Origin of the sequence: Kroppenstedtia sanguinis (assembly GCF_050433445.1) — a bacterium.
GTDB classification, from domain to species: Bacteria; Bacillota; Bacilli; order Thermoactinomycetales; family DSM-45169; genus Kroppenstedtia; species Kroppenstedtia sanguinis.
The window spans coordinates 93,760-115,917 of sequence record NZ_JBNPXF010000001.1 but is presented as its reverse complement, the minus strand read 5'-3'; the positions used below and the strand labels follow the sequence as shown (position 1 = coordinate 115,917).

Here is a 22,158-nt window from a genome sequence, read left to right as displayed (position 1 = left end):
AGCGAGCATCCGGTTTACTTCGGTTCCCTCAACGCTTTTACGATATAAATCAGCAGGTTGTCCCGCCTATTATACTACGAATGATCCGCACTTCATACCTGTTAGGGGTGTTTTTTCATGTAATGAGCTGCCACATGTTCCACGATCACTTTGACAACAGCAAAGAAGGGAACCCCCAGAATCAGGCCGATGAGTCCACCGGCTTCCCCTCCCACCAAGAGGGCAAAGATAATGAACAGAGGGTGCATATGCAACGTCTTGCCCACGATCTGGGGAGAGAGGATATTTCCCTCTAAGGTTTGGACCAGTAGATTCACCACGATCACCGCGATCATCTTCTCCGGAGAGATCGCCATCGCTACCAACAAGGCGGGGATCGCTCCGAAAATGGGACCCAGGTAAGGGATCACATTGAAAACAGCCACCAGCAAGGCGAGAATCAGGGCATAGGGCAGGTGAATCACCAGATACCCGATATAGGCCAGTATACCCACACTGGCACAGACGAGCAACTGTCCCCGGATATAATTGCCCAATGCTTCATCCACATCCCGCAATAAACGATACACTTCCTTGCGCCGACGGACAGGAAGCATGGTGATCACTGATTTCTCGATCACATCCACATCTTTCAACATGTAAAAAGCGAGGAAGGGGATGATCACTGCCAAAAAAAGTTGGTTGAGGGTAGATCCCAGCGAATCCATCAGATGGTCTACCCCGTCAGTGACAGCACCTTCTACCCGATCAAGGGCTTTCTCGATCCCCAGGCGGATACTCTCGGGTAGGGAATCCTTACTGTCGTTATATTGGTCAATCCAGGACTGAACCCGGGCATTCCATTCCGGCAGATGCTCAGAAAGCTCGACCAATTGGGCATTGAGCAGGGGGACCAAATGGGTCAAAAGAATGACGATGGCACCGATAAACAAAGAATAGATGAACAGAACGGCCAGGGAACGGGGAAAAGAACGTTGGGCCAACAGATTGACCACTGGATTCAGGAGATAGGAAATGATCACTGCGACCAAAAAAGGACCCAACACGGCTTTGGTAAAGAGAAACAATCCTCGAATTAGCGGTTCAATCTGGACCAGCAAAAACAGGATTCCCAAGATCACGAGAACCAGCAAAGCCGTCCCCAGCCAGCGGCTTTGCGTCAACCGATCCATACGTCCACCCCCTAGAATTGTTAAAATAAAAGTATATATATGGATGTCAGGGCTGTTGATTAGCCATGGTGTGCGCTACTACACGACCTACCATCCCACAGGAAGTGAAACGGGCCGCTCCGAATCTGACCATCGGGCAGGGCAAAGCCGGAAGGTCAGCAACGCAAGAAGGAGTGTCTCCCCTAGAAGCGTTGTGAAACTCATTGATTGGACAGTTGGGATGAGATTTCACCTGTCGTTCTGTTGTTCTGGCGAGCCAAAGTCACTCCATGTGAAACCCCGTCCTCCCTGTATAGCGTAAGAAGGAGTAAACCAATCCTAGGCAGGACGGGTATCCTGTGGGTATGGTGATTTTTTCTATCTCAGGGCTTCAACCCATCAAGAGGAAGCGCCTGTGGCGCATCCTTAATTTCAGATTGTAGTGCCTGTGGCGCATCCTTAATTTCCAGATTGTTTGGCGCAACAGGTCGCTTGGGTAACACACGACTCCCTTCCGCCTATTTTCTGGTTCAATCTTGGTATTATTTTGGTATTCATCTTGATACAGTTAGGGCTGTTGATTAACCATAAAGAGGATGATGGGAACGAAACGATCCTTTCGCTCTTCCCATTGCCCCCATCGTAAAATATCGCTTGAGAGGACAGCTACGAATCTCTTGCAAAGAACGCAAAGGCTCTTCACCGTTCCACTATCCCGACCTGATTTCCTACCTAAAATATGGCTAATCAACATACCTGTGATACAGTATATGTCCAACCCCCATCATTTACCCAAGCAATCAGAAACCCCCGGAAGCCGATGCTTCCGGGGGTAAGTCACCCAGCCTAAAAAAGGCTGCCTTCATTCAAAGCTACAGAAGGGGTATCTGGTATCCACCGTATGGGGCAAAGGAATGGGTTAGCGGACGAAACGGCGCATCATTTTGTTGCCTATGGTCCGAGAGACAATCCCAGCCATTGCCGTACTCAGCTTCAGGTTACGCATCCATCGGGGAGCCCCCCGCCGGATGTTGTTCATCATCTGATCGAGTACAGTGCGCGAGCGGTTTTGACGGGAGCGACGGAACAACATGGCTGCAGCTGAACCGATGAACAGGGCGGATAGGATCGAGCGTTTCATAACAATCCCCTTCCTGGTTACATGGAAATGAAATCCTGGTTCCGATCCAGAAACAAATCGTTTAAAGAACTTAATGTGCCGTCTTCCTCCACTTGATGAACAGAAATGATCTTCCCGTCGGCTACCGACAGTTCGATAAAACACTCCCAGCAGTATAGCTGGTTAGATCCGATTTTCCCCAAATTATGGGATCGACAATTGGGACAGCGAAGCATCGGGAATCCCTACCTTCTCATAGATCCTGAGAAAGTTGTCCCTCCATGGATGCGATCAACACGTCCTCTCCCCAAGTCAGGGGGGAATCAGGGTGAAACACTTTCCGCCCTTCCCGAAGATCGCGGATGAATCCATCGGACAACTCATACCCCATCAGGATTCCCATATTTTCCATGAAGTAGACATCCTCCACCATTCCCAGTTCACGCCCGTTGGACATTACCACCGAACGCCCTTTCAGCTTACGCTGTCCGGTGAGCAGGCCGAACCAGCCCCTCTCTCCTTCTTCCAGCGAGCGGATCTCAGCATCGCTGTCTACAATCACTGCGTCGGCTCCCAAAGAGGTAATTCCTGTGAAAGGGAGATACCTCCCTTTTCGGATCCATCCCCCGTTTTCCAACAACAGTCCGACCATCCGCTGGTTCTCGTCAAACAGCAGATCCTGAACTTGCCCCAATCGTTTGCCCGTTCCCACATGAATGACCGGAAGACCGATGACATCTTGAGATTTGCGCAAGGAACCTCACTCCTTCCGCTTCTCTTAGTATGGAGCCCTAACCGGTCCCCATGCTGGGGGATCCTTACCATTCCTGTTTGAGTAGATCGGCCAGCTGGCTGTTTCGCTCTTCCCGCTCCCCTTGTCTCACGCCTTCATCCATGGCTTCTTGCTCACCGCATAAAATCAGGTAAGATTTGCTGCGTGTGATCCCAGTGTAAATCAAGTTCCGTTTCAACATGCGCCGGTATGCCTTTAACAAGGGGAAGATCACGATGGCAAACTCCGACCCCTGAGCCTTGTGCACCGAACAGGCATAGGCCAGGGCGAGTTGATTCAATTGACTCCGTTTATAAGGGACCTCCTGTCGGTCAAACTGCACCCACAACACTGGATCGTCCTTCGCCGCCTTCTCATCCATCGCCGTGATCAAACCCATATCCCCGTTGTAAACCGGATGCTCCGGATGATTCATCAATTGCAGAACTTTATCCCCATGCCGAAAGACCGACTCCCCCCAGCTGATCTCTTTGCGACCGGGCTTGGCCGGGTTGACCGCCTGGCGGATCTCTTCGTTGATCCGGTTCACTCCCACCGGACCTTTGTACAGAGGGGCCAGTACCTGTACATCAAACAGAGTGTACCCTTTATGCAGCGCCTGTTGGTAGGTCTGCAGGATCACATCTACCGCTTGATTCCGCTTGCAGGGAAAAAAACGGCGATCCGGCATCCGTTCCATCAAATTATCAGGCACTTCCCCTTTTTTCAAAGCGTGGGCCAACCCGATGATGGAGGAACCTTCCTCCTGCCGATAAATCTCCGACAGTTCCACTCGGGGAATCGCCTCCACCTGGAGCAAATCCTGCAACACCCGCCCCGGCCCTACAGAAGGGAGCTGGTCGTCGTCTCCCACCAGAATCACCTGCATCCCCCGAGGCACGGCCCGGAACAGCTGATTGGCCAACCAGATATCCAACATAGACACCTCGTCCACAATCAGTAGCGATCCTTCAATAGGGTGGTCCCCATCCCGTTCGAAAAAATCCCCCTTCCAGCCGAGCAACCGATGGATCGTCATCGCTGGCAGACCCGTCGCCTCCGACATCCGTTTAGCCGCTCGACCCGTGGGAGCCGCCAGTCGAATCGGATAAGGCTTGCCGGATGTCTCATAATCTGCGGGATCCAAAGAGCACTCGTTCAGCTTGGCAAAAAGGTGGCATATTCCGCGGATCACCGTGGTTTTCCCCGTTCCAGGGCCCCCGGTCAAAATCATCACTGGAGAATCGATGGCTGTCGTCATCGCTTCCCGTTGCCGCTCCGCATAGGAGACTTTTAACTCCTCCTCCACTTCACCTACTGCCTCAAACAATTCCCGCACAGGTGTGGGCTCCACTTTGCGTTCCAGCCAATCCCGCACTCGGATCGCCGCTCCGTGTTCCGCATAGAAGAGGGAAGGCAGATAATATTTCCCGTGATCATCGACAATCCGCTCTTCTTCATCCATCAGCTTCAGGTACTTCTCTCGTTCCGGCGCGGGAAACAACTCCTCCCCCTGGGGAGTCAACAATAAGTTGAGCTCACGAGCTAACTGCTCCTCCGTCACATAGACATGCCCCCGGGAAAGAGAAGCCTCCCGAAGGGCAAACAGGGCCGCCGCTTGGAACCGTTCCGGCGAGTCCGGTGCCAACCCGCTCTTCTGTGCAATCTCATCTGCCCGACGAAAGCCGATCCCCTCCACCTCTTCGACGAGGCGATATGGATTTTGGCGGATGGTCTCCAGCGTGGCTTCCTTGTAGGTTTGTACCACCCTGAGGGCGATGGCCGGTCCCAATCCAAACTGATACAGCTGAACCAACGCCTGTTCCAGAGATTGATGCTCCTTGAGACCGTCAGCAATCGTGTTGGCCCGTGATTCCGTGATACCCGGCACCCTTTTCAGGATTCCGGGATCCGCAGCCGCTTGGGCCAGCACGCCAGGCCCCAGAAAATCCACAATCTTCTCAGCGGTCTTCTTTCCTACACCGGGAAAGAGACCGCTGGACAAATATTTGGCGACAGCCTCCCGGGTCTGGGGAAGTTCCTTTTTCATGTGGCGAATCCGGTACTGGCGGCCATACTTGGGATGCTCCTTCCACTCCCCATAGACCACTACCATCTCCTCAGGATGGGGCAGCACCATATTCCCCACTACCACCACTTCCTCCTGATCCAGAGGTTCGGAGGATTCTGTCACCCGCAATGTAAACACGCCATATTGATTTTCCTCGTTGTAAAAGATTTCTTGCACCAAAGAGCCCTTGAGATACCCTTCCCCTGCAAAGAGATCCAGGCCCGGTTGTTGTTCCATGTCAAGCACCTCTACCGATCGAATGTTCTCTCATCCCCAGTATAGAGGGAAATGAGCGCCGATTCCATCGATTTGAGGACAAAAGGAAAAGAAGTGAAGGAAAACGTTTGACAACAACCCGATTACCATCCTCATTCGTTTTCATCTGGCATCCGGGCTATCGGGGTTGCACATCTTTATCATGCATTAGAATTTGCAATGTTTCTTGTAGCCCTTTTCTAAAGGGAGTTGCTGGAATGGGGCCGATCCGTTTCTCATATTTTTCCCCACTCAGAACAAATCCTTCTTCAGTAAGGTACATCATTTCAACAATTTCTCTCATCATCGGATCAAACCAGCCGATGCATCGAATCACATTTTTGTGTAAAGGTATGACCGGCTTACGATTTCCGGGATCTCACGAACCATTTCTATAATTTTTTCCCTGAGATCAATCCTGATCCGGGTATATTCCGGTTCTCCCCATAAGCGTCATCTCTTTCTGCTATATTCACAATCATCTTGGCTGCATCCGGTAAATAAACATATTCCCGCGGAGTTCTTAAGTTTCCGATAAAAACGGAGGTTTTATGAGCAGCCATCCTCTTTAATGTAGGTTGCAAATAAGAGTTTTGTGAGGTCCAGCAATCCGGCAACCGCACCCGGATTCTCCCCTTGTTCGTATGCGGAACTTTAGGGTGGTTTTCATCCCCTTTCGCGACTTGACGTCCATAAACGTTGATCCCATCGACAATCACAATCTCCTTTCCCAGCAGATCGGCGGCCTTCATCACATTTTCCGCCGAGCGTTCCCACCAACCTCTTTATGGTTAATCAACAGCTCTGAGGTCCTACATACGGACTTTCACTGTGGCCGTCGCCCTGCCAGACGCAGGGCATCGAGCAGAGGAACCCGTTGTTGGGTGGGATCATGGTAGAGATGGGTGCCTTGGATATGATCGATGAAGAGCACTCCGTTTAGGTGATCGATTTCGTGTTGGAAACACCTGGCCAAGTGATTCTCCCCTTCGAGAAACTGGGTTTCCCCTTGTCGGTTCAGGGTTTTCACTTTCGCATACTTGGCCCGTTTTACAATTCCCGTATATCCGGGATAAGACAAGCAAGCTTCTGGACCGACTTGTTCACCTTGCAATTCTTGAATCTCAGGGTTGATCAGCTCGATGAGTCCATCGGGGCCATCAATCACAACTACTCTCCATAGCATCCCCACCTGGGGAGCGGCCAAGGCAGCTCTCCCCGGTTGGGCATACAGGGTATCCGCCATATCATCCAGCAATTTTTCTATTTTAGGGGTGATCTCGCGGACCTCCCTGGCCCTCTTTCGGAGGATGGGGTCTCCAAAGGGTAGAATATTTCTCTCAGCCATACTTTTTCTCCTCTCCGGTTGAAGCTTTGATCGGGGTATGAACCCATAAATCATTAGGTGTACATTCTAACGCTGTGCACAAAGCATCCAAGGTTTCAGCCTTCATCTGCTTGGGGGAGCCGTTCATCAATGCGCTGATCGAGGGGGCAGATAAACGATATCCGGCCTTTTCCTCCAACAGACGCGCCAATTCCGTCCCTTTCCAAACACCTCTTTCTGCCATCACTTTTCGTAGCATCCATATAAGCACTCACACACCCCCTGCTTTAAGTTAAAGCCTAAATAATTTAGGTTGTAGTTAAATATACCATGATTTCCCCAATAAGTGAAGCGGCTAACAAAGGAAGGGCATCCTTTCAGAATTTAACTGGCTTTCTGCAACAAAAAACCGGCGAATCATCGCCGGTTTGCATTAGACCCGATAGATCTCCTTCCTTAAACTATGCCGCCGTGAGCCGCCGGATCACTTCAGCCACTCTCTGGGCTGCAACCCGCACTTCTTCCTCGGTGTTCCCTCTGCCGAAGCTAAACCGGATGGCAGAGCCCAGGCGCTCCTCCGGAAGTCCCATCGCTTCCAACACATGGGAGACCTCCAGCGTGCCAGAGGTGCAAGCGGAGCCACTGGCGCAGGCCACCCCCTCCAGGTCCAGGTTCATCAGTATCATTTCCGTATCGGCTCCTGGAAAGCTGAGGTTGAGAATATGGGGCAGGTGTTGCTCCGGATGGCCGTTAATATGATAGCGAATCTCTGCGGCATCCAGTTTCTCCAGCATCGCTTGACGATAGCGAGCGGTCCGTTGCCGGTGCTCTTCCCGATGGAGAGTGGCTAACTCTGCAGCTACACCCAAGCCGACGATGCCGGGGACATTTTCCGTTCCCGCTCGACGCCGTTTCTCTTGCAATCCCCCATGCTGAAGGGGTTGCAGGGGAACATCGCCTCCGATCCAAAGGGCACCCACGCCCTTGGGGCCGTTGATCTTGTGGCCGGTTATCGTCAAGAGGTCCACAGGCAAACTCTTCAGATCGATCTGCTCCGTGCCGAAAGCTTGGACCGCATCGGTATGAAAGAAAACCCCGCGCTCCCGGGCGATCTCTCCGATTTCCGCCACGGGCTGCAGTGTGCCCACTTCATTGTTTCCGTACATGATACTGAGGATCGCCGTCTCTTCGCTCAACGCTTCTTGCACCTGTTTCGGAGACACTTGACCCCTTTCATCCACGGGTAGCCAAGTGACACGAAAGCCCATCCGTTCCAAAAATCTGCAGGTATCCCGGACCGCATGGTGTTCCACCTGAGAGGTGATCACATGATCTTTCCCTTGTTCCCTCAAGGCGAGGGCGACCCCTATCAATGCCAGATTATCCGCCTCCGTGCCGCCACTGGTAAAGATCAGCTCCCCGGAATCGGCATTTAATCCGCGTGCCACTTGATCCCGAGCTCGATCGACCGCATTGCGGATCTCCCGTCCAAAACCATGGATACTGGAGGGGTTCCCGTATTTTTCACTCAGAAAAGGAAGCATCGCTTCTTTGACCTGGGGATGCACCGGAGTGGTTGCCGCATGGTCCAGATAGATAGCCATCATCCTTCACCTTCATCCTGTCAAATGTAAAACATGTAAGAGTCCATTTTTCCTCCGTCAGAGGAGTGGCTGTTCAGATCTGCCAGGGTGGTATTGTCCAACACTTCCACGATCGCATCCTGGATTCTACGCCACAGTTCCCGCCGGCCGGGATCTTCTTCCTCCGTGAATTCCACCGGGCTGATCGGTCCTTCCAACACCCGGATCACATCTCCCGCCGTGATTTCCTCGGGTGAACGGGAAAGTTTATATCCTCCGTAAGCCCCCCGCACACTTTTAACCAGTCCGGCATTTCGCAGAGGAGCCACCAACTGTTCCAGGTAGTGTTCAGACAGATTGTGTCGCTCGGCTACGCTTTTCAGCGAAATGGGCTTTTCCCCGAATCGAGCCGCCAAATCCATCATGATCGTCAGTCCGTACCTTCCTTTGGTGGATACCTTCAAATCGTGTCACCTCTTCTCAACCGCTGTTTCCTCATTTTATCCCACAACTGCATGGAAAGTTGCATCCGCAGCAAAAAAGTAGCCTGTTGGCTCTGACCAGTCCCCAACAATCCACCTATCAGCTGGCTTTTCCGCCAACACCATGGAACCGACACTCCAGTCATTAAAAAAGAGCCGCCACTCCATGTGGACTTGGGGTGGGCTTTTCCATCGATTCAGCCTCCGCACAGGACGTCATCACCCATTAGTGTAACATAAGTCGGCAGAGAGGAAGCAACGGGTAGACGGAAGGCCCCTCCCTTCAAAAGCCGGTCTATTGTATTGTACAATACCCTCAGAATGCACTACAGAAAGGAGGAAGACGCTTCTTCCTGCAGACTCCTGTCGGCGGCTGGCGTCTAACCTTCCATGAATCTTTTCGATTACGGACATGAGCAAGAAAAAGAAAAAACAGCCCCGTTGGCAGCGCGCATGCGCCCCCGTACTCTGGATGAAATCGTGGGCCAATCCCACATCCTAGGACGCGGTAAATTGTTGCGCCGCTCCATCGAGGCGGACCAACTCTCCTCTATTCTTCTTTACGGTCCACCTGGAACAGGAAAAACGACCCTGGCCAAAGTGATCGCCAACACGACGCAAGCCCGTTTCGAACAGTTGAACGCAGTAATCGCCGGAGTCGCCGAAATCCGCCGCATCACCCAGGACGCAAAAGAACAGCTGGGAATGTATGATCTGCGTACCTTGCTGTTTATCGACGAAATCCATCGTTTCAACAAATCACAACAGGATGCCCTGCTTCCCTTCGTAGAAGATGGAACCATTATCTTGATCGGAGCAACCACGGAAAACCCCTCTTTTGAAGTCAATTCCGCTCTTCTCTCCCGTTCCCGGCTCTTTCAGTTACATCCCCTGACGGAGGAAGATCTGAAATCCTTAGCCCATCGTGCCCTCACAGATGAGGAACGCGGCCTCGGAAACTTCCGGACTCAGGTAGAAGAGGAGGCGATGGATCACATGGTTCGGGCCGCCGGCGGAGATGCCCGCAACATGCTCAACGCCTTGGAGCTGGCGGTCACCACCACCCCTCCAGAGGAAAACGGCATTCGCCGGATCACTCCGGAGGTGGCGGAGGAATCGATCCAGCGCAAAATCATCCGTTACGACAAAGGGGGAGACAATCACTATGACACCATCTCCGCTTTTATCAAAAGCATGCGGGGGTCCGACCCCGATGCCGCTTTGTATTACTTGGCCAAGATGATTCAAGCCGGCGAAGATCCCCGCTTTATCGCCCGGCGCGTTTTTATCCATGCTGCCGAAGACGTGGGTATGGCTGATCCACGAGCTCTCTTGATCGCCTCTGCCGCAGCCCAGGCCGTAGATCACATCGGTCTTCCTGAAGCCCAAATTCCCTTGGCGGAAGCGGTAATCTATATCGCCACAGCACCCAAAAGCAATGCCGTCTATGAAGGAATCGCCCAAGCGATGGATGCAGTGAAACAAGAAGTCGGAGGGGAAGTTCCCCCTCATCTGCGGGACACTCATTTCAAGGGAGCCCCATCCCAAGGACGGGGAGTCGGTTATCTGTATCCTCACAACTTCCCCAAGGGATACGTGGATCAACAGTACCTGCCCGATGAACACCTGGGGCAAACTTTCTACCACCCCACCGACATCGGCTATGAAAAGAAGCTGAAGGACTTTATCCAGTGGGTAAAACAGCCTCCCGCTGAAAAATAGAATTCGCCACCCTTTATGGGTGGCGAATTCTATTTATGATCAACTGGACTAGAAGTGTTGTGAAAAAATCGTCATACCTATAGGACACATATCATGCTTAGGGTCGCTTCGCTCCCCCCACACTATGCAGAGAGTTAGGTTTCACATGAGTGATTTTGAATCGGTAGAACAACGATAAGGTCATATGAAACCCAAATCCGACCCTCTGTAAACGCAGGTAATACTTATTTGACAGGGCTGTTGATGAACCATAAAGTGGATGACGGGAACCAAACGACCCTTTCACTCTTCCCATTGCCTCCATCGTAAAATATGGCTTGAGAGGACGGGGATGGAGGGGCGGCTACGATCTCTTACAAAGAGCGCATAGCGAGACCCGGGAGCGGAAAGCGACCCTGGCGAGACTTGTGCCCTATGGGTGCAAAGGCTCTTCACCGCCCCACCATCCCGACCTGATTTCCTACCTAACATATGGTGAATCAACAGGTGCCTGCTTGTTTGAATATTGCATCAAATATTTTTAAATAAAACCGCCTCACACTGGCGGAATCATAACAAATTACTCCAACAGTCCATCGCCATGGTCTCTGTTTTGCTCCTCCATCTGCTGAATCAACGGTTCTACTTCGTCCCAGCTCGTGATACGAGGCAGTCCACCCCGATAGTTTCGGTTATAGGCCGCATCCATCACCACCGTCGGAATCCCCGCCGCCACCAGTCGGTCCAAATGTTGCGGCGCATCTTCAAAAAAGAGCTCCACGCCAAGTTTTTGGGCCACCTTTGCTTTATCCTGTGAACCCATAAACAGGTTTTCCCCATCATACGGGAACTTGTATTTACGAAGCCAATCCTTCGTCACCTGGGTGATTTCCGGAAGCCCGGGACGAGCAGTGATAAAATAGATGTCATGCCCTTTTTCCTTCAGATCACGAAGGACAGAAGCTGCATTCTCCATAGGAACCCCCAGGGCGTAGATTCGGGCTTCCAATTTTCGCCACAACCTTCTGCCCTCTTTCCGGTTCAGGCCATAGGCCCGATCCAACTGAAACTCCTTAATATCCTCATAACGGACGGAGCGGTCCAGTTCTTCGTTAAAACAGTGAACTGCCGCCTCTTGTGTCCTTTTGATCGTTCCGTCAATATCCACACCAAGTTTCATGATCAACATCCTTCAAACATTTCTGTGGACGATTGCCTTCATTAGTATCCAAGATCCAGCAAGATTTAAACAGATATAAAAAAGGAGAGCCCCATTATGCCGTGGCTCCCTAAGTTTTGAACCTGCTCATGGCAGGTGGGTGCCCTGCATCCACGTTAACAAGTCCCGTGAAGGGCATTTGCGCTCACAGATGACGCAGGCTCCCGCATAAAAGGTGTTGGCTCAAAACTGTCGGTGGTTCACGAACATCTCAGGGCTCTTTTGTGTTCTTATATTAACACATGGATCGGCTCTTTATCAAGCCGTAGTTCGACCTATTTCTCTCCGGTGGGTAGTTGCGGGGTGATATGAAGCTCATCCAATTGATGTTGTGAAACCGGTGCCGGGGCCCCCGTCATGAGACAAGTGGCGCTGGCGGTCTTGGGGAAAGCGATCGTATCCCGCAGGTTACTCCGCCCCGCCAACAGCATCACCAGACGATCCAAGCCGAAGGCGATTCCCCCATGGGGCGGCGCTCCGTACTCAAATGCCTCCAACAGATAGCCAAACTGCTCCTTCGCCTCTTCCATGGTGAAACCCAAGGCTTTAAACATCATTTCCTGGATCTCGCGACGATGGATGCGTCGACTGCCTCCACCTACTTCATACCCATTCAACACCATATCATAAGCTTTGGCTCGCACTTGGGAGGGATCACTCTTCAACAGCGGGATATCCTCATCCACCGGACTGGTGAAGGGATGGTGTTCCGCATAATAGCGACCCTCTTCCTCATCGTATGAGAGTAAGGGGAAGTGGGTCACCCAAGCGAACTTGTAAACCCCGGACGGAATCCGATCCAGCTCCTTGGCCAAGCGGATCCGCAGTTCTCCCAGCACCTCATTCACCACCTGGGGACGATCAGCAACAAACAGGAGAAGATCCCCCATCTCCGCTTCTGTCGCCTTCATGATGGACTGCCATTCGCTGTCCGAGAGAAATTTAGCCACCGGCCCCTTAATCCCCTCTCCCCGAAGGCTGAGCCAGGCTAATCCCTTGGCTCCCAACTGCTGGGCGACTTCACCCCAGGAATCGATGACTTTGCGGCTCCAGTCCGCCTTCCCTTTCACATTAATCGCCTTGACCCGTCCGCCCTGGGCCACGGTAGAGGCGAATACCTTAAAGGAGCTCTCTTTGACCGTCTCCGACAGGTCCACCAGTTCCATACCGAAACGAAGGTCTGGACGGTCACTGCCAAACCGTTCCATCGCCTCCTGGTACGGAATCCGACGAAAAGGAAGTTCCACTTCGACATCGATCGTTTCCCGGAACAACCGGGCCACCATCTCTTCCATCATTGTCATCAAATCATCCGTCTCCAAAAAGGAAGCCTCGATATCGATCTGAGTAAATTCCGGCTGGCGATCCGCCCGCAGATCCTCATCCCGGAAACAGCGGACGATTTGGAAGTAGCGCTCCATACCTGAGACCATCAGCAGTTGTTTGAAGATCTGCGGAGATTGGGGCAAAGCGTAAAACTCCCCTTCGTGCACCCGACTCGGCACCAGATAATCTCGAGCCCCTTCTGGGCTGCTCTTGGTCAACATCGGAGTCTCCACTTCGATAAATCCCTGTTCATCGAGAAACCTGCGCACGATCTGCATCGCCCGATGTCTGAGGAGCAACGTCTCTTGCATCACCGGACGGCGCAGATCCAGATACCGATACTTCAACCGCGTGGTCTCCTCCACTTCCGTAGCATCGGCCACTGTAAAGGGCGGCGTTTTGGAAGCGTTCAGAATTTCCACTTCCTGTGCCAGCACCTCGATTTCCCCGGTCTGCATTTTGCGGTTAATCGTCTCTTTGGATCGGGCTACCACTTTCCCTTGCACCGCCAGCACATATTCGCTCCGGACCTTGTCAGCGATCTTTGCCGCTTGGGGGGAAACTTCCGGATTGATCACCACCTGAACTGCTCCGGAACGATCTCTCAGATCCAGGAAAATCAGGCCCCCCAGGTTCCTCCACTTGCGGACCCAGCCGTTGAGCGTGACCGTCGCGCCCACCTGTTCCTTGGTTAACCGCCCGCAATCATGGTTCTTGAAACTGGACTCCATGGATATCCCTCTCTTCTCAAGCTATCTTCTGGTACATGCACGAATATGATCCGTCAATTGATCCAGCTGGATCGTCTCCTGTTCACCGGTGGCCAGGTTTTTAACCACGATCCGGTCCGCCTCCAGTTCATTCTCCCCCAAGATGGCCACATAAGCGGCACCGGAGCGATCTGCAGCTTTCAGCTGGGCTTTGAGCTTGCGATCCAAGTAGTCCCGTTCAGCGGAGAGACCCGCCTGCCGGAGATCCTTCAACAGGGAGACGCCCCGTTTTTTGCTTGCGGCACCCAACGTGATGAGGAAGCAGTCCACTCCCCTGCGGATCGGGAGATTCACCTCTTGTTGCCTCAAGGCCAAGATCACCCGCTCCAAGCCAAGACCAAAGCCGATTCCCGGCATGTCAGCCGGTCCTCCCACTTCTTCCACCAGGCCATTGTAACGGCCACCTCCACCTAGCGAGCCCCCCTCTGCCTCTTCCAGCACGTATTCAAAAGCAGTCTGGGTATAATAGTCCAACCCGCGCACCAGCCGGGGATTAACTTCATAGGGAACTCCCAGGAGATCAAGATTTTCTTTCACTGTCTCAAAGTGAGGGGCACAATCCTCGCAGAGGAATTGGATCATTTTCGGAGCCTCCTCAATCAGCCGGTTGCAAGACTCCTTTTTGCAATCCAACACCCGCATCGGATTCCGTTCCAGCCGGGACTGACAATCTTTGCAAAGCTCCTCCCGATGGGGGGTGAGAAACTTCACCAGCGCCTCCCGATGAACCGGCCGGCAGCGGTGACAACCGACACTATTCACTTCCACCCGCACTTTCTTCAAACCGACCGCAGTGTAAAACCGGTAACCCAGATCTATAATCTCCGCATCCAGCTCGGGTTCCCGCGTCCCGAATACTTCCACGCCGAACTGATGAAATTGCCGCTGTCGGCCGGCTTGGGGACGTTCATACCGAAACATGGGTCCCAGGTAATATAGCTTGGTCGGTTGTGGGCCGGCATACATCTTGTTTTCCACAAAGGAGCGGACGACAGATGCGGTCCCTTCCGGTCGCAAGGTGAGACTGCGTCCCCCCCGATCTTCAAATGTGTACATTTCTTTCTCTACGATATCCGTGGTTTCCCCCACCCCGCGCTGAAACAGCTCCGTCTGTTCAAACATCGGGGTGCGGATTTCGGAAAAGTGATAGAGACGGCAGAGCTCCCGAGCCTTCTCTTCCATGTACTGCCACTTCTCCACTTCACCAGGTAATAAGTCCGACGTTCCACGGGGGATCCGATAGTTCACTTTCTCCCGCCTCCTTTAAATGGATATAAAAAATCTCCCGCCACTGACTTACTGTCAGGGACGAGAGATTGGTTCACATTTTCCCGCGGTGCCACCCTTTTTTGGAAATGGATTTCCACTCCATTTCCCACTCAGGCCAGGTATCGTCTGGCAGACGTCCAGATCTACCAACCCCATGGGGTCTTCGGTCCAGAGCCTCCAGGTGTCTTTCTCCGGGGCGAGACGGAGGAGCGCTTGCAGCCGGTTGACGCTCCCTCTCTGGCTGCCCGATTCCCGGGTACTTTTCCCATCATCGGCGGATTCAGTTCAAATTGTTGTATAAGATAGCATTCTACGGGATGGTTAGACAAAAGTCAAGATTTTTGTAAGAAACGACACAAATACGCCGGATTCACATCACATTCCGACGCCAAAATTCTGGCGCGTCTAATCACTCCATGTCAACCACAGCGAGATTTTGTTATGTAACAATCCAGAGACAACTTCGCCTAAATTTAAAATTGTTGTATCACAGATGTTTACTTTTCATATTCTGTTATAGTATAATGACATCAACCTGATCGGGAGGGATTCCCATGCACACCAACCCTCAACCACAGGACATGTGTCCGGTTTGTGGGAGTACCATTGAGGATAACCGTGATGTGGCATTGAATGAATGTTGCTCCAACCATTGGGTGAAGCAACAGATCGACAACTGCTACTGTTGAGGAGTACTTTCCGACACTCATTCCTTTTCCTGTGATCCACTTTGAGGCCTCCATCTGTGAGGCTTTTTTTGTTTTATAACAGAAGGGAAACATTCAGACGGGCATAATTCTGATCCGCATACTTGATGGCCAAAAAAATCCTTCCTTTTCCCCAGATCCGGCCCACCTCCCTCACATCCGCCTCCCCCGTTGCCAATGGTGCTGTTTGGCGCTTCCCTTTACTATTACTTTGAAAACAAACAAAGCATTTTTCAGGTATTGGCGGAGCAGGTAGCGAAAGAAACACTATCATCCACCAGCAAGGAAGGGGACTGGAAAGAACAACTGAAGCAATTTGCAGTCAATCTGCAGAGCTGCTTAAAGAAACGCCCCTATTCTGCTCAACTTTTAATGCAGACGGTACCGCTGGAACAACATTATCTCAGTCTCATCAATTTTTTACTAAACATTATGGATCAAGTGCCAATCAGTGATAAGAAAAAGTCTTCTTCTGCTGTATGTCTATTAAACTATGTGATTTCATTTGAGTTGGATCGAAATGAGCGGGATAAAATCAATAAAAGAATGGAGAAGAAAGGACAGGATGTTCAGGAATTATTCCGACAGTCCATTGACAGCTTACAAAGTGAGAATAAGAATGTTCTGCAACGGATTTACCAAGAACAACTTCTTAGCGGAATGGGTTCTGATCAAATGTTTCAAATTGGACTAGCCATATTGATTTTAGGGATCGAACAATTAGCCAAGGAATAAATTAAGAAATCCTAGAGAATGCAAGTGATTCAAGAGGGTTTAAAAGATTTCTCAGTGGGGGAATCATCACGAATAATCAACCTAAAGAAATGAGGATTGCTGTCTATATCTTTTCCTGGAAGTGGTAGATTACAAAAGGCGAGCGAAAAAAAACAGCCCTCTAGGGTTAGGATGGAAGTGAGCGTCGTTCGATATCCCCCTTGTGGGGAATTGTAACCGAAAAATTCTGAAGAGTCATTTACAAATGTGCGTTCTATGTTAAACTAAGCATAGTTGCTCTTTGAAAAGTGGATGCATATGGGGTTGTGCAAGCCTATTTTCTTGCATGTAGCCTTCATGGCTGGAATGAAATGTGAAAACCAAGCAGTCATTCAGCCTATGACATGGTACCTAAACTCTGTTTGAACCGTGGGGGCATACAGGCTTCCCTTGGTTCATCTCTCCAGGTTACTAGGGATTACCCAAGCGACCATCGGTACGTGCCTGTGGTGAATCCCACTCTTCAGGCGTGTGGAGTGTCAATGGGTCAACCTCGATTACATCCGGGCAGGGGCTGTTGATTAACCAGGAAATGGGCGGGAGAAACAAAATTGACCTTTCGCTCTTCCCATTGCCCCCATCACAAAATATTGCTTGAAGGGACGGGGATGGTGGGACGGCTCCGATCTCTTGCAAAGAACGCATAGCGAGACCCGGGAGCAGAAAGCGACCCTGGCGAGACTTGTGCCCTATGGGTGCAAAGGCTCTTCACCCTCCCACCATCCCGACCTTAAAAATTCAGATAATCAACACGCCTGCATCCGGGGTTTAACATGTCTAAAATGTGTTGAAGGACGAAAAGCAAAACCGGGTCCCGGACAACCGTTCAGCGTCCAAACGAACTGTTCATCCCTGTCTTTTCTATCAAGTCGTTTGCAACCGTTTTTCGGCATTTCGGGCGTATGAATGTAGTCGTCGCTCCTTTTTTCAGAATAGTTCATCACGTTTATCTATTCAACCCGAAAGCTATAAATACAGAAAAAATCTGGAGGTGGGTGGATGGACAAGTACACAGAAATCGCCCGTTCCCAAGAATTCAAGAAGTTTAAACGGGCCAAGTTGGTCTTTATCTGGCCGATTGTGATTCTGTTCCTACTCTATTACATGACATTGCCTCTGTTGGCAGGCTATGCCCGTCCTTTGATGAGTTCATATGTCACAGGTTATATCACCTTCGGCTATCTGTACGGGGTCCTCTGCTATGTGGTCGCCTGGGCTTTAGCCTATCTGTATGTCAGGAAGGCCCGCAAATTTGATCAGCAGGCCCAAGCCATCATCGAATCCTATACCCGCAAGAAGGGGGCCTGATTATGAGTGTCCATCTGTTTGGCATTGTTCTGTTTGTAGCGATCGTCGGACTGACGATGTTTATCACCTATCGTGCCTCCAAACAGAACAAGAGCACCACAGATTTTTATGCGGCGGGACGCTCCCTGACCGGCTGGCAAAATGGCTTGGCTATCGCAGGGGATTACTTGAGTGCAGCCTCCTTTTTAGGAATCGCGGGGTTGGTCGCTCTCAATGGCTACGACGGTTTCATGTATGCTGTCGGTTGGTTGATGGGCTATATCGTGGTTCTCTATATCGTGGCCGAACCCTTACGCAACTCGGGAAAATACACGATGGCCGATGTGTTGGCGTACCGGTTGAAGCCAGTCCCGGTGCGGACAACAGCGGCCCTGGTCACCATCGTGATCTCCCTTTTTTATATGGTGGCCCAGATGGTCGGGGCCGGGGTGATCATACAACTTTTGGTGGGCATTCCCTATGAAGTGTCGGTTCTGATCATCGGGGTGCTGATGATCATCTATGTACTCTTCGGAGGGATGCTAGCCACCAGCTGGGTGCAGATTATCAAGGCGGTTCTGTTGATGTTCGCCACCCTGACCGTGATTCTGTTTTTGGCTTTCCTCTACGGTTTCAACCCGTCACAACTGTTTGAGGCCGTAGCCGAAACCCAGGGTGTGAAGTTTTTACAGCCAGGATTGTTGTACAAAAATCCCATTGACCTGCTCTCCCTCGGGATCGCACTCGTTCTTGGAACAGCAGGTTTGCCCCACATCCTGATTCGCTTCTACACCGTGCCGACCGCCCAGGAGGCACGAAAATCCGTCATTTGGGCGATGGTGTTGATCGGCACTTTTTATCTCATGATCACCTTTATCGGCTTTGGGGCAGCTATCCACGTGGGGCCTGACGTGATCCGGGCCGCCGACCCCGGTGGAAACATGGCGGCTCCGTTGCTGGCGCAATATCTGGGCGGTGGAGCCGGAACCTTGGGTGGTGAGTTTTTCATGGCTACGATCGCCGCCGTCTCCTTTGCCACGATCGTAGCCGTGGTAGCCGGTCTGGTAATCACCGCCTCCGGGGCCTTTGCCCATGACATTTACACCAATGTCATCAAACGGGGCCAAGCTGACGAGAAAAAGCAATTTCGCGTCGCCCGCAATACTGCACTGGTGGTGGGTGCTGTTTCCATCCTGATCGGAGTGTTAGCCAAAGGGCAGAACGTGGCTTACTTAGTGGCTCTCGCCTTCGCCGTCGCCGCCAGTGCCAATCTACCCGTGATCATCTTCTCTATCTATTGGAAACGATTCAACACCACTGGAGCCGTGGCGGGAATGCTGGTCGGTTTAATCAGTGCGGTTACACTGGTCATTCTGGGTCCCAGCGTCATGCAGGAGAACGCCATTTTCCCCTTGGCAAACCCTGGGATCATCAGCGTCCCCCTCGGCTTTATCACCTCCGTCCTCTTTACATTGTGGAGCAAACCGGATCCCCTCGAAAAAGAGTATGACGAACTCTCGGTCAAATCCAATACCGGACTGGGAACTGAGTAATCCATGATTGAAATGAACCATCCCTTCTGAAAATAGAGAGGGGATGGTTTTTGATTGATGGAGCACTCACCGGTCCATTGATGATTCTGGTCTGGATTCCGTTGATGGTTGCGTAGCCACTTGGTTGTTCAGGATTTGGCGATAGTCGTCGTAGGAGGTGACGAGCGGAGGTGGAGTCGGAGATTGCCAAGGAAGATACTTTAAAGCGTGGGCCGTGTTAAATAGGACCACCCGTTCTCCTGGGTGTAGATCTCCCCGGTCCCGTAACTGAAGCAGACCCGCCCAGACCGCTGCCCCCTCCGGTGCAACGGAGATCCCTTCCCCACCCAAGGTTTGGCTGGCGGCATCGATCTCATCTGCTGTGACCGCCACCGCCGTCCCTCCCGTTTCCCGGAGGATAGACAAGATCAGCTGGCCTGCCGGCGGCTGGGGAACGCGTATCCCGGTCGGGTTGGCGCAGGTGGCATCTTCTTTGGGAGTGATCTCCTCGGCCCCTGCTTCCAGCGCATCCACAATCGGGGTGCACCCTCTTTCCTGTACACTGACCAAACGCGGAAGCTCCCCCTGAACCCAGCCCAGCTCTTTCAATTCGCAGAAAGCCTTCCAGATCCCAATCAAGCCGGAGCCACCCCCTGTGGGATAGATCACCACATCAGGCAACTGCCAACCCAGTTGCTCAGCCAACTCCAGCCCCATCGTCTTTTTCCCTTCCACCCTGCCAGGTTCTCGGGCAGTTCCTATGGAGACCCATCCCATCTCCCGTGCTCCCTCCTGAATGATTCGACCCGCATCGTGGATCAACCCATCTACTAAGTAGGTTCGGGCTCCATATTGCATCGCCTCCTCCACCATCAAGGCCGGACAATCCCGAGGAATAAAGACAAATCCCTCCATTCCTGCACGAGCCGCATAGGCAGCCAAGGCGGCGGCAGCATTTCCATTGGAATTTACTGCCACCCGAGAAGTTCCCCGCTCTTGTTGAAGAGAGAGGGCCACAGAGAATCCCCGGGCTTTAAAGCTACCTGTTGGATTCTGTTCCTCCCTCTTCACCCAGACCTCACCTAAGCCCAGTTGTTTCTCCCAGCGTTCCAGTCGAATCAGCGGGGTCCATCCCTCCCCCAAGGAGACGATCGAATCCGTCATTTTCAAAGGGAGAAATTCATGGTAACGCCACAGGGTGGCCGGACGTTCTCGCAACTTTTCCCGGCTCAGATGGTGTTTCACTTCCTCCAGGTCGTATTGGACCAACCAAGCGCCTCCACAGCCACAGAGGCCACCATCATAGCGAAAGGGAATTCTTCGGGAACACCCGCTGCAAACCATCCAACGCCTCTTCACCTCTCCCCCTCCTCCACATCTACTTTGGATCCACTAGCCATTCGCTTTTTCAAATCCAGTGGGAGCCCCTACTGCAGGATATGTATACAGAGTTGTACGTCGTGCTTCCACACAACTCATGCCATCCCCCCAGAAAATGGAGACAGTCCACTCGGTACCAGATTCCTTTAAGTGGGGGAGGAAAAAGAATCATCTCAAATCTACGCATAGATCGAAGGGAGGGGTTCACATGGAATGACTTTGGCTCACTAAAACAACGGAACGACAGGTGAAACCCCATCCCGACCGTCCTCAAACGCAGGAGGGCACAACACTTCTAGGAATACCGGGCTTCCCTCCAGCTGGACTCCTGCCATGCTCTGGTAAATACACAGTTTGAAGGAGTCCCCCACAATTCCTTAACAATTTTTTACCAGCCCGTTAAAATTGTATATATAAATATGCTCTATTATGCAATGGAAAGGGGAGAGTGCTGTGAATCCGAGAAAGTGCAGAAGGCCTTCTTTTCGCCTATGGGGAGTCCTGTGTCTTGCGGTCATACTGTTGGTGGGTTTGCATCCCGGTCAAGCAGCGGCGGAGCCCAAAGGGAAAGTCCCCTCTAAGTTTATCAATGTAGCCCATCGGGGAGCCTCTGGACATGCACCGGAGAACACCATCGCCGCCTTTGATTTAGCCGTGAAGATGAAGGCGGATTACTTTGAAGTGGATGTACAGCGGAGCAAAGATGGTCGTCTAGTGATCATGCACGATACCTCAGTGGACCGAACCACCGACGGGACAGGGGAGATCCGAGACCTCACCCTAGCTCAATTAAAACAGTTGGATGCCGGTAGCTGGTTCAGTCCTGCCTATGCTGGAGAAAGAGTCCCCACCCTAGAAGAAGTGCTGGATCGATACCGTGGAAAGGGAATCAAGATTCTGATTGAGCTGAAAGACCCCGCTCGCTATCCTGGAATTGAACGGCAGGTAGCGAAGGCCCTCGCAAAGCGAAACTTGGATAAACGCGACAAAGTGGTAGTTCAATCCTTTGATCTCAAATCGATTCAACGTTTTCATCGATGGTTGCCGAGAGTCCCCATCGGCGTTCTTCTCAGCAAGGGGGATTACCAAGAGACAGGGGTAACCAACGCACACCTACGCTCCTTCGCCGTTTACGCCGATTATGTCAATCCAGATAAAGATCTGGTGAATGCCGATCTGGTCCAACGGGTACACCGGCACGGGATGAAAATCCTTCCCTATACGATTCGTGATCAATCGGCGGCAAATCTGTTGTTTGCAGCGGGAGTTGATGGATTTATCACGGATTTCCCGGAATTGGGATACCCCCCTTATCATCCATAAATCCCTTTATCGATCGGGCACGAAATCCGTGCTCTTTTTTTGTACTTGTCATTTCCTATCGATTCCATGAGCAAATGTGTTATAGTGGTTTTGTAAAACGAAATTGTTT

The 22,158-nt window shown here is 51.8% G+C and carries 18 protein-coding genes, 1 other RNA gene and 1 pseudogene; 5 read left to right on the top strand and 15 right to left on the bottom strand.

The window, feature by feature from the left end:
* Positions 1 to 101: 101 nt before the first annotated feature.
* The 10 genes and pseudogenes from JOD24_RS00560 to cymR form a co-directional block, all read right to left on the bottom strand.
* Positions 102 to 1,172, bottom strand: a complete 1,071-nt coding sequence (locus tag JOD24_RS00560) for an AI-2E family transporter (RefSeq protein WP_380162122.1) — start codon at positions 1,170 to 1,172, stop codon at positions 102 to 104.
* Positions 1,173 to 2,070: 898 nt separating this feature from the next.
* Positions 2,071 to 2,292 carry a hypothetical protein gene (locus tag JOD24_RS00555; RefSeq protein ID WP_380162120.1) on the bottom strand — a complete coding sequence of 74 codons (222 nt, stop codon included), beginning with the start codon at positions 2,290 to 2,292 and terminating at the stop codon, positions 2,071 to 2,073.
* 17 nt (positions 2,293 to 2,309) lie between these two features.
* Complete coding sequence (locus tag JOD24_RS00550; protein ID WP_380162118.1) at positions 2,310 to 2,507, bottom strand: hypothetical protein; 198 nt, start codon at positions 2,505 to 2,507, stop codon at positions 2,310 to 2,312.
* A 17-nt stretch (positions 2,508 to 2,524) separates the two neighbouring features.
* Positions 2,525 to 3,025 carry a PRC-barrel domain-containing protein gene (locus JOD24_RS00545; protein ID WP_380162116.1) on the bottom strand — a complete coding sequence of 167 codons (501 nt, stop codon included), beginning with the start codon at positions 3,023 to 3,025 and terminating at the stop codon, positions 2,525 to 2,527.
* Positions 3,026 to 3,089: 64 nt separating this feature from the next.
* Positions 3,090 to 5,351 carry an SF1B family DNA helicase RecD2 gene (gene recD2, locus JOD24_RS00540; RefSeq protein WP_429246106.1) on the bottom strand — a complete coding sequence of 754 codons (2,262 nt, stop codon included), beginning with the start codon at positions 5,349 to 5,351 and terminating at the stop codon, positions 3,090 to 3,092.
* Between the two features lie 157 nt (positions 5,352 to 5,508).
* A pseudogene (locus tag JOD24_RS00535) lies at positions 5,509 to 6,130 on the bottom strand (Rossmann-fold NAD(P)-binding domain-containing protein); the annotation flags it as partial.
* Positions 6,131 to 6,195: 65 nt separating this feature from the next.
* The gene (gene def / locus JOD24_RS00530) at positions 6,196 to 6,717 is read right to left on the bottom strand and encodes a peptide deformylase (RefSeq protein WP_380162112.1); all 522 of its coding nucleotides are present in this window, start codon (positions 6,715 to 6,717) and stop codon (positions 6,196 to 6,198) included.
* Positions 6,710 to 6,967 carry a helix-turn-helix domain-containing protein gene (locus JOD24_RS00525; protein WP_380162110.1) on the bottom strand — a complete coding sequence of 86 codons (258 nt, stop codon included), beginning with the start codon at positions 6,965 to 6,967 and terminating at the stop codon, positions 6,710 to 6,712. Before JOD24_RS00525 ends, def begins: the two co-directional genes overlap by 8 nt.
* 190 nt (positions 6,968 to 7,157) lie before the next feature.
* Entirely contained in the window at positions 7,158 to 8,303 is a 1,146-nt protein-coding gene (locus JOD24_RS00520; protein ID WP_429246105.1) for a cysteine desulfurase family protein, read from the bottom strand.
* A 17-nt stretch (positions 8,304 to 8,320) separates the two neighbouring features.
* Positions 8,321 to 8,743 carry a cysteine metabolism transcriptional regulator CymR gene (cymR, locus tag JOD24_RS00515; protein ID WP_380162106.1) on the bottom strand — a complete coding sequence of 141 codons (423 nt, stop codon included), beginning with the start codon at positions 8,741 to 8,743 and terminating at the stop codon, positions 8,321 to 8,323.
* 408 nt (positions 8,744 to 9,151) lie between these two features.
* On the opposite strand from cymR, the gene JOD24_RS00510 reads away from it, so the two are divergent.
* Entirely contained in the window at positions 9,152 to 10,483 is a 1,332-nt protein-coding gene (locus JOD24_RS00510; RefSeq protein ID WP_429246104.1) for an AAA family ATPase, read from the top strand.
* A 559-nt stretch (positions 10,484 to 11,042) separates the two neighbouring features.
* Here JOD24_RS00510 and JOD24_RS00505 read toward each other — a convergent pair.
* The 4 genes from JOD24_RS00505 to hisS all read right to left on the bottom strand — a co-directional run bounded on the left by JOD24_RS00505 (position 11,043) and on the right by hisS (position 15,025).
* Complete coding sequence (locus JOD24_RS00505) at positions 11,043 to 11,642, bottom strand: 5' nucleotidase, NT5C type (protein ID WP_380162102.1); 600 nt, start codon at positions 11,640 to 11,642, stop codon at positions 11,043 to 11,045.
* 84 nt (positions 11,643 to 11,726) lie between these two features.
* A non-coding RNA gene (ssrS, locus tag JOD24_RS00500) (6S RNA) lies at positions 11,727 to 11,902 on the bottom strand.
* A 54-nt stretch (positions 11,903 to 11,956) separates the two neighbouring features.
* Positions 11,957 to 13,738, bottom strand: coding sequence for an aspartate--tRNA ligase (gene aspS, locus JOD24_RS00495; RefSeq protein WP_380162100.1), 1,782 nt, complete (start codon positions 13,736 to 13,738; stop codon positions 11,957 to 11,959).
* A gap of 21 nt (positions 13,739 to 13,759) precedes the next feature.
* Positions 13,760 to 15,025, bottom strand: a complete 1,266-nt coding sequence (gene hisS / locus JOD24_RS00490) for a histidine--tRNA ligase (RefSeq protein WP_380162098.1) — start codon at positions 15,023 to 15,025, stop codon at positions 13,760 to 13,762.
* Between the two features lie 905 nt (positions 15,026 to 15,930).
* Here hisS and JOD24_RS00485 point away from each other — a divergent pair.
* The 3 genes from JOD24_RS00485 (at position 15,931) to JOD24_RS00475 (ending at position 19,367) form a co-directional block, all read left to right on the top strand.
* Positions 15,931 to 16,488 carry a TetR/AcrR family transcriptional regulator C-terminal domain-containing protein gene (locus JOD24_RS00485; protein ID WP_380162624.1) on the top strand — a complete coding sequence of 186 codons (558 nt, stop codon included), beginning with the start codon at positions 15,931 to 15,933 and terminating at the stop codon, positions 16,486 to 16,488.
* 1,038 nt (positions 16,489 to 17,526) lie between these two features.
* The gene (locus tag JOD24_RS00480; RefSeq protein WP_380162096.1) at positions 17,527 to 17,835 is read left to right on the top strand and encodes a DUF485 domain-containing protein; all 309 of its coding nucleotides are present in this window, start codon (positions 17,527 to 17,529) and stop codon (positions 17,833 to 17,835) included.
* Positions 17,836 to 17,837: 2 nt separating this feature from the next.
* On the top strand, positions 17,838 to 19,367 hold the full coding sequence (locus JOD24_RS00475; RefSeq protein ID WP_380162094.1) for a solute symporter family protein: 1,530 nt from the start codon (positions 17,838 to 17,840) through the stop codon (positions 19,365 to 19,367).
* A 66-nt stretch (positions 19,368 to 19,433) separates the two neighbouring features.
* Here the strand turns inward: JOD24_RS00475 and JOD24_RS00470 are convergent, their stop codons facing one another.
* A complete protein-coding gene (locus JOD24_RS00470) occupies positions 19,434 to 20,705 on the bottom strand; it encodes a threonine synthase (RefSeq protein ID WP_380162092.1) in 1,272 nt (423 codons plus the stop codon).
* 474 nt (positions 20,706 to 21,179) lie between these two features.
* Here JOD24_RS00470 and JOD24_RS00465 point away from each other — a divergent pair, with 474 nt between their 5' ends.
* The gene (locus JOD24_RS00465) at positions 21,180 to 22,049 is read left to right on the top strand and encodes a glycerophosphodiester phosphodiesterase (RefSeq protein WP_429246103.1); all 870 of its coding nucleotides are present in this window, start codon (positions 21,180 to 21,182) and stop codon (positions 22,047 to 22,049) included.
* The last annotated feature ends 109 nt before the right edge of the window (positions 22,050 to 22,158 follow it).

Bases quoted from the DNA above. Each gene is read 5' to 3' on its own strand.
- JOD24_RS00560 (WP_380162122.1), bottom strand. From the start codon at position 1,172: ATGGATCGGTTGACGCAAAGCCGCTGGCTGGGGACGGCTTTGCTGGTT.
- JOD24_RS00555 (WP_380162120.1), bottom strand. From the start codon at position 2,292: ATGAAACGCTCGATCCTATCCGCCCTGTTCATCGGTTCAGCTGCAGCC.
- JOD24_RS00550 (WP_380162118.1), bottom strand. From the start codon at position 2,507: ATGCTTCGCTGTCCCAATTGTCGATCCCATAATTTGGGGAAAATCGGA.
- recD2 (WP_429246106.1), bottom strand. From the start codon at position 5,351: ATGGAACAACAACCGGGCCTGGATCTCTTTGCAGGGGAAGGGTATCTC.
- def (WP_380162112.1), bottom strand. From the start codon at position 6,717: ATGGCTGAGAGAAATATTCTACCCTTTGGAGACCCCATCCTCCGAAAG.
- JOD24_RS00520 (WP_429246105.1), bottom strand. From the start codon at position 8,303: ATGATGGCTATCTATCTGGACCATGCGGCAACCACTCCGGTGCATCCC.
- JOD24_RS00510 (WP_429246104.1), top strand. From the start codon at position 9,152: ATGAATCTTTTCGATTACGGACATGAGCAAGAAAAAGAAAAAACAGCC.
- JOD24_RS00505 (WP_380162102.1), bottom strand. From the start codon at position 11,642: ATGAAACTTGGTGTGGATATTGACGGAACGATCAAAAGGACACAAGAG.
- aspS (WP_380162100.1), bottom strand. From the start codon at position 13,738: ATGGAGTCCAGTTTCAAGAACCATGATTGCGGGCGGTTAACCAAGGAA.
- JOD24_RS00485 (WP_380162624.1), top strand. From the start codon at position 15,931: ATGGTGCTGTTTGGCGCTTCCCTTTACTATTACTTTGAAAACAAACAA.
- JOD24_RS00480 (WP_380162096.1), top strand. From the start codon at position 17,527: ATGGACAAGTACACAGAAATCGCCCGTTCCCAAGAATTCAAGAAGTTT.
- JOD24_RS00475 (WP_380162094.1), top strand. From the start codon at position 17,838: ATGAGTGTCCATCTGTTTGGCATTGTTCTGTTTGTAGCGATCGTCGGA.